The 8,167-nt window shown below is 42.5% G+C and carries 9 protein-coding genes; 3 read left to right on the forward strand and 6 right to left on the reverse strand.

All coding sequences use genetic code 11. The features are described from left to right. Nucleotides 1-664: chromosome partitioning protein ParB (locus tag HWQ39_RS05815; RefSeq protein WP_292842532.1), on the forward strand; the 664-nt coding region annotated here is incomplete at its 5' end. Nucleotides 665-686: 22 nt separating this feature from the next. Here HWQ39_RS05815 and HWQ39_RS05820 read toward each other — a convergent pair. The 6 genes from HWQ39_RS05820 to HWQ39_RS05845 form a co-directional block, all read right to left on the reverse strand. After that, entirely contained in the window at nt 687-917 is a 231-nt protein-coding gene (locus HWQ39_RS05820; protein ID WP_292842534.1) for a hypothetical protein, read from the reverse strand. A gap of 593 nt (nt 918-1,510) precedes the next feature. Further along, on the reverse strand, nt 1,511-5,359 hold the full coding sequence (locus HWQ39_RS05825; RefSeq protein ID WP_292842536.1) for a plasmid replication protein, CyRepA1 family: 3,849 nt from the start codon (nt 5,357-5,359) through the stop codon (nt 1,511-1,513). Beyond that, complete coding sequence (locus HWQ39_RS05830) at nt 5,356-5,688, reverse strand: hypothetical protein (protein ID WP_292842538.1); 333 nt, start codon at nt 5,686-5,688, stop codon at nt 5,356-5,358. Before HWQ39_RS05830 ends, HWQ39_RS05825 begins: the two co-directional genes overlap by 4 nt. A 347-nt stretch (nt 5,689-6,035) precedes the next feature. Then, nucleotides 6,036-6,206 (reverse strand): hypothetical protein, encoded by a 171-nt coding sequence (locus HWQ39_RS05835; RefSeq protein ID WP_292842540.1) that lies wholly within the window; start codon nt 6,204-6,206, stop codon nt 6,036-6,038. Further along, nucleotides 6,199-6,858 carry a Uma2 family endonuclease gene (locus HWQ39_RS05840; RefSeq protein WP_292842542.1) on the reverse strand — a complete coding sequence of 220 codons (660 nt, stop codon included), beginning with the start codon at nt 6,856-6,858 and terminating at the stop codon, nt 6,199-6,201. Before HWQ39_RS05840 ends, HWQ39_RS05835 begins: the two co-directional genes overlap by 8 nt. Before the next feature lie 158 nt (nt 6,859-7,016). Beyond that, on the reverse strand, nt 7,017-7,187 hold the full coding sequence (locus HWQ39_RS05845; protein ID WP_229491299.1) for a hypothetical protein: 171 nt from the start codon (nt 7,185-7,187) through the stop codon (nt 7,017-7,019). A gap of 298 nt (nt 7,188-7,485) precedes the next feature. Here HWQ39_RS05845 and HWQ39_RS05850 point away from each other — a divergent pair, with 298 nt between their 5' ends. Then, the gene (locus HWQ39_RS05850; protein ID WP_114085501.1) at nt 7,486-7,854 is read left to right on the forward strand and encodes a hypothetical protein; all 369 of its coding nucleotides are present in this window, start codon (nt 7,486-7,488) and stop codon (nt 7,852-7,854) included. 2 nt (nt 7,855-7,856) lie between these two features. Continuing rightward, complete coding sequence (locus tag HWQ39_RS05855; RefSeq protein WP_292842547.1) at nt 7,857-8,162, forward strand: hypothetical protein; 306 nt, start codon at nt 7,857-7,859, stop codon at nt 8,160-8,162. Nucleotides 8,163-8,167: the final 5 nt, after the last annotated feature.

Genomic DNA, 8,167 nt, shown 5'->3' on the forward strand with positions numbered 1-8,167 from the left:
ATCAAAACCTACGCTCTTATGGCGTTATTGCTGCTTAATTTTGTCCGAAGTATTGCTCATAGAAAACTTCGCTCGTTCGGGACTGACTGACCTTGAAGAAACTGATGGGATTGTGCGACTTTTGGCTGTCAAATTAAAAATTTCACCCCAAGAAGTACCACCACTGCTACATCACATTCAAAACCAACAGCGTGGTAGAACTGCTGCCAATAACGTTATTGGCAATGATGTCATTAGTGTAGTGGAGGAGGTTTTGACCTCGCTCGGCAATATTAAACTAGACTCTTTTATCAGCAATCGTTTGCCATTGCTCAATTTGCCCAGTGACTTTTTAGAGGTATTACGTCAGGGGAAACTGGAGACAAGTAAAGCCAAAGCGATCGCACGAGTTGGTGATGAAAAAACAAGAAAACAATTCTTAGAAGATGCGATCGCTTACAATCTCTCACTGAGCGAAATCAAGCGTAAGATTCAAGAAATTGAGCAGCAGTCTAAATCAGAGTCATCACAGCAAACAGAATCAGCATCCATAAAAGACCGCGTTGATGATACTTTTCAACGCTTCAAAAAAGCGAAAGTGTGGGATGATCCGAAGAAAAAATCCAAAGTAGAGAAGTTGTTAGCTCAGTTAGATGCACTGATGCAAGGCGACAACCCAAAGTAAACCAATGTGGTAATTCTCGAAACTATTCAATTTGCTCTCTTAAGGATGGCGACATAATCATTAGTCCTCGGACAACCTCTTCAGGTGTGGCTGTGCCATTGATTACCTTTGGTATAATCGCCATCACTTCTAAAGCTAAATTGGTGGGAATTCCCCTTGCTTCTAACCGCTTCAACTCTAAAATGTCAATCCCTGCTGCTAATCTCTCTAAATACTCTTTTACACTCACTCCCAAGTTTTCAATTTCCAACATGGGTATAATTGGTTTTTTGTTTGACTTCTATATTCAAGCATCTATTACGTGGCTATCTTACAGATAAACCACAGTCATATTGAGCAAGTCAATGAGGAAAAAGAGCGATCCCTGCATGACCAGACCGAAGTGGAATGTACAACGAAACTTCCAGATTCCCAAATTGGGAATCCCAGTAAGTTGCAAGTATGGTCTGATTCAATCTTAATTGTTTACAATTATGACTTTTCAGAATTTTATCAAGTCTTTAGAGCGTGTTCATGATTCAATCCCAAAGTTAAGCGTTCGCCTTCTTGCCTTGCCTGCTGGGTAGTGGATGATTGAACACAGGTACAGTATTACAACTATATAATGCATAGTGCGGATTATTTCGATACCACACAGCGACGGCGATCACACTGACTAATCACTCCTTAACCGCTCTGGTTACATCTGTGATGGATTTCAACTGTTTTTTATCTGGTCTAATCCATCAGAAAGCCTGCAAAAGGACTTGCCAATAATCCGCTACCTCTTCAGGGGTTGCTAAATATGATATTTTTGTTTTTGTCATGATTGTTTGGTGTTCTGAAAATTGACTAGGTACACAAACTCTAACCAGTGGCTAGCAATAGTTGATTTAAAAGAATTGAGCATTCTTGCTTGTCGCCCCAGCATTTCCGAGCGATCGCTATTCCCCCTCTAACAGCTTTCAAAACATAGCTTCGGAAGTGGGAACCAAAACCCGTTTCCTTAATTTCAGCTTGTGTAGCGATCGCCTGCTGTGCCAATTCCTCTAAAGACAATTGCTGCTGATATGTTTGATGAAGTTCCCACAGATGCGATCGCTGGTTTTGTGAAAGTAGCGGCCAAACTTCATCAATCTCGGCTTGGTTCACCGCAACTTCTCCCCAGTTAGAAATTTTTAGTAGTTTTTCAATTACCGCTTCTCTTGGTTGCTGATTTTCAACTGGTAACTCAACCGAGATGCCTGCTCTGGGCGTAGCCAGAGCCTGATTTCCTGAGTTATGAGTGATGACCATTGACTCGACTTCTTCTGTTAGCGTCTGTATTTTCTGCTTTGCGTACTGCTCTTGTAATGTAGTCAGCGTATTAATTTCGGTTTCTGCAACTGCTGACAATTGGCAATTGGGAATTGTTGCTTGTACTTGGGCCTCTAGTTTTGCTTTGGCGGCTTTTTCTCTGGCTAGGATATCGCGCTCTACCCATGCCGTGAAAACTTCCTCTCGGCGATCGCTAACGGGAACAGCGCGACCATCGACCAAAACCAGATTCCCCTCATCATCTTTTTGGAAGTCTGGCGCGGCGACACCGTAAATCCAGACTTGGTTGCCTCGTGTTCCCTCTCGCCGCAATCGGGGGAATTTATACCCAGTAAGAGACGCTAGTTTTTGACAGACTTGCATGGGAGTATTTAGAAGAGCAAACATATTACTTTTAGCGCCAAGAATTAAGCTCAAATCGGACTGATGAGTTTTTGCTTTCTCAAATACTGCTTGTGCTAATGGGTGATTGTTGCTCAATCCGTCCGTTTCTCGAAGCTCTTTGTACCCAATCCAGTCTAAAGCATCAATTTTTTTCCCAATAAAGCTTTTATTAGTATCGGGAATGAAATAATCTCCACCGCCATTTTTTAAAGCGGTAGACATGACGTTTATTTCTCTATCCGGTAGAAATTCCCTACCCACGCCAAGGTAGTAATCTAGTCGAATTATAGAATACCAGTTTTTATCATCTTTCTCTACTAATTCGGGAGTAACGGTCACGTTATAACGCCTTTCAATCTCACCTTTTCTGTGTTTTAACTGTTCGGACTCAGTTTTGCAATTCTGTTTATCTAGTTTCAAAAACTGTTCATCTGTAATGCTTTCAGATGTGGTGACGTTTTCACAGTGTCCCGCATATTCTGATTTGCAGTTTTTGTAAATTTCTTGCTTAGTAGTCTCTACTTCTGCGGGTTCGGGTAACTCATCTGCGCTGACTTCACAGATGATATGTCCCTCAGATTTCAAATCACTAATAATTTGCGATTCATAGCTATTCATCCCATCATTGATGATTGCCCCTAACTTCGCCCAAGTATTAATGCAAATGCTCTCAAAATTGCCTTCTATCGATTCCTCAAATCCCAAATCAACGAGCTTTTTAATATTGGCTTTATTCTTGATGTACTCACCTGCTAGTAATGCCTTGACACTATTGGAGCCATTGCCTACCCTATTGATGCCTACTGGATTAAGCCAGATATAACGAGGGACTGGAGGGCGGTAACGTGATAAATGCTGTCTGACACCATCGGTAGTTTGTACGCCTTGAAAAATCCCAAAAACATAATCAAAATGCTTTTCTTCAATTGATACCCCAGTCTCAATGGTCGAGGTAGTTAGAACAAGGTCATAGTTTTTAATTACCTCATTTAAATCATCTGTACAGCCAAAAGCCGGATGACCAAGAGTAGTTGTGCTTTTAGAATCAATTCGTAAAATTCTCAGGTGTGGCAGCAGTTTTTTATAGTACGCCTCCAAATTGCGAGAACCCCATTTAGAACTAGCCCGTTGTCCAGACAAAGCAACAAAGCACTTATCCCCATTCTCTAGTTTTTGGGTCAGGATTTTTACTAATTGTGCTGGATTATTACCCTGTACTAAATTTACCTGCCAAGGCTCTACAAACTTAAATGTGTTTTCCACGAGAAAAGTGTCAATCTCTTGCCCTAGCAGTCCTTTGAGAAAGTCAATGCCAATATCGTTTAAGTCAGCATCGGCTATGAAGATTTTCCCACCATAATTAACAACATTTTGTAGCAGGCGTTTGAAATTTTTGATGATGGCTACGCGATCGGTCTGACAAGTCGAACTGCTCAACAAATGCCAGATTAGCTGCATGATTTCATCCAAAATCAACCAGCAGCCTTTCCACTCATCAGGGTTAAATTTGGCTTGGCTTTTTGGATGTAAGCTATCAATTACTAGCCCCATTCCGAAATGTGAGCCTTGCTCAGTCTGCTTCACTTCGGTAATGAAAGGTAATCCCAGTTTTTTCACAAGCTGCGTAGCAAGCTGCACCCGATGGGTAATTACTAACACTCTCCTCTCACCAGCGCGAATTATCGGGTCAGTTAGCCACTGAAGCAAGTGAGTTTTACCTGTGTTCTTTGGCGATTTCAAGCCTATTAGCTGCTTACCCAAAGGAATAGCCAACTCACCCAAGTAACGCTGATTTAAGTTCAAATCTGGGGTGTATGTGAGCCGCCTTAGTTGCTTGGTGTTCCACTCATCTAATTTCAGAGCATCGCAGTAAATAGTATCAAATTGGTCGCGGCCGTAAGCAGCTAGTACATCATCAATCCCTTTGCCTAATGCCAAATGCCACCCCATTACTCGGACTTCACAACCACGCAAAGATAAAAGCTTGGCAGTTTTAGCGATCGCACCATTCACGCTTCTAACCGTGGTGCGCTTCACATCGGCATCGAAACAGAAATAAATTCGCCTGCCTGATTGAGCATAAGCGGCTAACTGTGGGATTAGGTACGGTGCGCCGTTATTTTCGCCATATTCATCCTTTGGTTGGCGACGGCCTCCCCACACCCCTGGTATGCCGATCGCAACGTAACCACAAGATAAGATTGCAGCTGCTTTTTTAGCACCCTCGCAGATGATAATGGGAATTTGGGTATTCTCTCTCACCCATCGCCAAAAATCACCAAAAGGTAAACTTTGGTAATTTTCTGGTAGTGCCACATCGTAGCGGCGGCTAATTAATTCCCAGATCCGGGTGGGAATCCGTAAGGCAAAAATTTCTGTGTCAACTTTGGGGGGATGCTCATACTTAATTGCCTTGCTGTTACCCTCATCTATTCTTGGCGTGTTGGGCTTGAAGCATCCCCAATCGGAATCTTCACCAGTGATAATATTTATTCCGCTACACCACCAACCACCATTAGACAGGTGAGCATATCGCCGCATATCCCCATCGCGTAGCCGCCCATCGTTGCGGCGGCTGATTTTATCGGAGTAGAGCAAGTAATCAAAAGCGGCATTCCCTGACAGCGATTTGAAGTTAAGTGCCGCTATCTCACTGTCAATCCCACTCTCACCCCACTCTTGCCAGTGGCTTGCTTCAAAATCTTCTCTGGCTGGCAAAGTATAAGGTGCGGATGGCTCTTTGAATCCTTGATAATTACCCAGTGCTTGAATTTCGCTATCATGGTGATGGCTACGCCCAGAGCAGGCATCGCCTTGCGCCATGTCATTTTGGTTGTCGGCTACAACAACTTGATGGACTTTTCCATCTCTGGACTCAAGTCTTGAGACTTCATGCAAAGCCCAAGGGGTACTTCTGAGCTTACCTCGCTTGTTGAATTTTCTGAAAACCTGCCTTAGTTCTTGATTTAGTGATTTTTGGGGTGAGGCTATCTTGCCGAATCCTTTGTGATTCATACTGCCACCCCTCCAACCTTGGCTTCAATTTGGAGAAGTACGGCGGCCACCTGACCACTAAACCAGCCAAGCTTTACTAATCGCTGTAAGTAAAAGGACTCCTCTAAGTTGAGGTTAGGCGATCGCAGTAACTCATCCGGGTCGGGGCATGGTCTTAAAGCAACGTCACAGCAACCCGCTTTTAAATATTTGGTGCTAGTTCGGCGATCGCTAATATAGTTTGATAATTCCGAAATTCGAGATTCTTGATTGTTGGGGAAAGTTTGCGTTAGAATACTAGGCTTTTCATTCGCAAACCCCTGTCTGTCAGAAGTGAGGGGTTTATTCATTGGGTTGTCCTTTGTTGGTTTGGACAGCCCCTTAACTTTTAAATTTGCAGATTGTAGGGATTAGTCGGTAAGCTTGAAATAGTTATAAATTTAATTAGATTTGCTGGTTGCAGAGTCTGGGGGCTGAAACGTCTACTAAACGTTTCTTTGTGCGCTGCTTTTGCTTACCGTGGTGGATTGATTAATCCCTGCGATCGCACTCAAAAAGCTGAGGGCTGTGTAGCTAGCATTTTTTTTGCTAGTTATTTTGTGAACTCTAAATGAATTAAGCTAAGATTTTATGTCTTTTGTGTAATCCTCAAAAATACAAACTATTGGTAAGGGGATCGCATACTCTGGAAATCTCTTCATATATCAGTAGCACCATTGCGTAGCTTGCTGCCGTAGGCATCGCAGAGTATCCGTAAAACTTCTTCTAAAAGTACTGTCTGACTAGCCAAGGTTCTATTTGTGTTCGCCTCAAATCGCTCTAATCTCTCGTAGAGTTGAGCGATCACGGCGCTATTTGTTTCACTCATTATCCGCTTTTAACCCCTGTTCAAATTCATCAACAGCCTGAATTGAATCTGAAATTGAAATACATTGCTCCAGCAGGGAAATGTCCAATTCTGGCAGTATCTCGCTTGTTGCTATTTGCTCATATCCATAGGTATCAGGGTAAATGGTGGCAACGTCATTCTGGGGATTGTCCCGTAAGTGATACAACTTAAACTGGTTTCTCTCCCAAAACCAAACTTCTGTAACTCCTAATCTTCGGTAGATTTCCAATTTATTTATGTTGCCACTGGTGAGAACTACTTCTATGGCTAAGTCCGGTACACTTTTCTCTTCACCTATGCAATAACATTCGTCTGGTTCCGCACCTGCTTTTTTTGCTTTGTTTCTAAAAGTAGAACTTCCCATAGGTACAAAACGAATACGCTTGCTGTAAAAGAAACGCTCTAACAGCATCCCTAAATTCGTTTTGATTTTTTCATGCCTGATTGATGGCGACACTATCTCTAATATTTCATCTAAATAAGTAACACGGTAATGAGAGTTGTTTTCTAGTTTGACTAGTAGCGATTCATAGCTCTCCCAACTCACACCACTGCTAATAAACCTTTCTTCTGGGTCTGAGGTATGATCCAATTCTGGCTCATCAATTAGTTCTTTAAGACTGCTGACCATTATCAATTCTCCCGTTTAATCTTTTGGCGAAACCGAATAGCTCGCCGTAGGCATCGCTACTTGGCTTGTGCCTATCGTGCCGGTTAGTAATTTGAGCGAATTGACCTCAGATGTAAGACTATCCAGGCGTAAGTAAATGTCTTGGATTTGTGCTTCTGTCATGCTGATTTTTCCTGATGATTCTGCTGTGTATAGTCATCAATTGCTTTTTTGGTTAAAGCCAAAACTAGGCTAGGAACTGTTCTGTAATCTTTATCTGCCCATGTCTGTAAAATTTTATACTCTTCATCTGTCACACGAATTGTGATAGTCGGTTTTTTAGAAGGCATAGTGTAGCACTTATCAGTTTTTATAGTGAGTAACTATAATTATCCTCCCTTAACACAAATAGGCTGAATTATTGACAAATGTTTTACTCACTTTTATTTGTTGACAGGTACAACACCTGTGATTTAACATAACACCATAGCTAATCGATCAACAACAAGTCACTAATTAGCGTCCTACGAGTACCCCAGCGACTTACACAGTAAGGGGTTTAGCGTTTAGGTGCTACATCGTGATGTGTACTTCTTCTGATTGCTAGCTAGTTACTATCTGATTCACATTGATTACTGTAGTAAACCCATGAAACCTAGACGGAGCAAACACTCTACAGATTTAGATTTATTTTTAGATTTTCCATCTACCAAGACATATTTAGCTGAGGTTTTGGGTGTAAGCCGTTCTACTTTGGTCACTTGGGAGAATTTAGCCTTCTGGAGAATTCCCAGTTTCAGAGATGCCTACCCAAAAAACCACGATGGCAGCTACGACCGGGAATCACCCTTATCACCCTACCAAGCATGGGTTTTGGGCAGAGTAGGGCGGCTAATGGCACAGCTACGACGCGGCGAACGGGTCAAAGGCTATATCGCCAAAAATCCGAATGATTTTTCTAGATACCGCTATCAGCAAGCATTCCAGCAATTACAAAAATTACAGAAGGGAGCGTAATCATGGCACCACGAAAGAGAACGACAGCGCCAACAGCAGACACAGTAAGCATTCATGATGCTTGCCTAAAGTACATGACCACAGAGCAAAGTTTAAGACTGGCTTTAAGCCATGTTCGCCCCGATGATTTTGACACTGTAAAGGCAGTTTCAGAAGCAGATTTAGAAGCGATCGCCTCATACTTTCAGCCAGAATTGCCAGTTGTGGCTAGCACCTCAGAGTCACCTGAAAATTCACAAAATTTAACACAGCAAACATCGGGAGCAACGCGATTTTGTGAGGTTGGGCAAAAAAGGTGCGATCGCTAAAAACT

Source organism: Nostoc sp. NMS8 (genome assembly GCF_017115045.1).
GTDB lineage: Bacteria > Cyanobacteriota > Cyanobacteriia > Cyanobacteriales > Nostocaceae > Nostoc.

What these genes read in the sequence shown, in the direction of transcription:
- HWQ39_RS05820 (WP_292842534.1), bottom strand. Translation starts at nt 917, where the DNA reads ATGTTGGAAATTGAAAACTTGGGAGTGAGTGTAAAAGAGTATTTAGAG.
- HWQ39_RS05825 (WP_292842536.1), bottom strand. Translation starts at nt 5,359, where the DNA reads ATGAATCACAAAGGATTCGGCAAGATAGCCTCACCCCAAAAATCACTA.
- HWQ39_RS05830 (WP_292842538.1), bottom strand. Translation starts at nt 5,688, where the DNA reads ATGAATAAACCCCTCACTTCTGACAGACAGGGGTTTGCGAATGAAAAG.
- HWQ39_RS05835 (WP_292842540.1), bottom strand. Translation starts at nt 6,206, where the DNA reads ATGAGTGAAACAAATAGCGCCGTGATCGCTCAACTCTACGAGAGATTA.
- HWQ39_RS05840 (WP_292842542.1), bottom strand. Translation starts at nt 6,858, where the DNA reads ATGGTCAGCAGTCTTAAAGAACTAATTGATGAGCCAGAATTGGATCAT.
- HWQ39_RS05845 (WP_229491299.1), bottom strand. Translation starts at nt 7,187, where the DNA reads ATGCCTTCTAAAAAACCGACTATCACAATTCGTGTGACAGATGAAGAG.
- HWQ39_RS05850 (WP_114085501.1), top strand. Translation starts at nt 7,486, where the DNA reads ATGAAACCTAGACGGAGCAAACACTCTACAGATTTAGATTTATTTTTA.
- HWQ39_RS05855 (WP_292842547.1), top strand. Translation starts at nt 7,857, where the DNA reads ATGGCACCACGAAAGAGAACGACAGCGCCAACAGCAGACACAGTAAGC.